The organism is Variovorax sp. P4_D9 (assembly GCF_056401695.1).
This window is the reverse complement of the sequence record NZ_JBFUIU010001469.1, coordinates 1-1,278: the sequence shown is the minus strand read 5'-3', so window position 1 is coordinate 1,278 and position 1,278 is coordinate 1. Positions and strand designations below refer to the sequence as shown.

Below are 1,278 nucleotides of genomic sequence, written 5' to 3'. Positions count from 1 at the left end.
GTCATGTCCTTTTCTCCGTAGCGTGGTCTCAAGGCCCCTCTGTCGGAATCGCGCCGGCATGAGGAGAATCGCCTGATTGTGCTCACACCTGGATGTGTGCATTTGACGGTGTCGCGACTGACTCTACTACTAAGAAGCGCTATCCCGTATGAGCCAGCACAGGAACATCGCAGCCCAGGTCTTGAAGTCGTTTCATAAGGCGGCGGATAGTTTTGCTGCGATCTTGGCGGTCGAAGTGTTCGCTGCCCAAGTCGTGCGAAGCATGTGGTACGAGGCGGTGAGCATAGAAGCGGCCACGGCGAGGATGGCCTTCTTGGCACCACGGCGTGCCTTGATGCGCAGGAACTGCGCTCGCAGGTAGCTGGTCTTGACGTGCACCGCAGGAAGCGTCTCAGTTCTTGAAAGACTCTCGGTCAGGCTCAAAAGGCCTCGACCCTAGAACATTCAGTCTAAGCGTGTAAGCAACCCGAACGGGGAAGATGCATTCTCTGTCCTGACCTTACGGCCCGGCGTGGCATTTCCGCGCTGCGTGGTAGTCAACACCGTCACGCTCGATGGCGAGCGCGTCTTCACCCGCGAGTCGGAGGAGGAGCATGCCAGCGAAGGTACGGCAGAGCAGGGGAGCGACGAAAAGAGCGCTGGCCGGTGCGATGCTTGGAAGAAGCATCATCGCCAGTTGCGAGTCCGTGAGCTGGGCCGAAGCCTGCTTGGAACCGCAACACAGCGTTGCGGCCGTGAGGTCCATCCCCTCTGCAGGCGCCAGCGCAGGGTGAAGCGGGTCGCGCGCGCTGCGTGGCGGGTGGGCTGTTGAGCACGGGAAGTTTCGGATGCATCGCCTGCATCGGTTCCTGGCGATGTGGGCCAAGCCCTTCGACGACTTGAACCAGCACCTGTCCGGCCAAGACAAGAACAGCCTGGTGGCACGAACTCGTGCGCGAATGGATCAAGACTCACCAACCGGACGAAGCTGTACCAGACGAGATCAAGAACGACCGCCTGTTCGACACCTGGCAGGAATACGGCTGCATCGAGGTCAACCCGCAGACGAACCAGGCCGTGTGGTACGTGATGGTGCGCGGCACTGAACCGGAAGGCAATGCGAAGGAGGCTGCTGCAGGCATGGCATGGCATGGCAGGGCAGGGCAGGGCAGGGCGCGTACAGCCATTCGCTGACGATGCTGCGGTTCCCGTGTCGCGAGTCGGCGTAATCCGACCACCCGGAGTCGGCATATACCGGCCACTTGGYGTGGCGCCGAAGGGCATCTCGAAGCACCCATT

1 protein-coding gene and 1 pseudogene are annotated in these 1,278 nt (G+C 61.1%); one reads left to right on the top strand and one right to left on the bottom strand.

The annotated features are described in order from the left end of the window. Window positions 1-139: 139 nt before the first annotated feature. A pseudogene (locus tag AC1DY5_RS56065) lies at window positions 140-381 on the bottom strand (IS110 family transposase); the annotation flags it as partial. A gap of 549 nt (window positions 382-930) precedes the next feature. On the opposite strand from AC1DY5_RS56065, the gene AC1DY5_RS56060 reads away from it, so the two are divergent. Continuing rightward, the gene (locus tag AC1DY5_RS56060) at window positions 931-1,173 is read left to right on the top strand and encodes a hypothetical protein (RefSeq protein WP_478122777.1); all 243 of its coding nucleotides are present in this window, start codon (window positions 931-933) and stop codon (window positions 1,171-1,173) included. The last annotated feature ends 105 nt before the right edge of the window (window positions 1,174-1,278 follow it).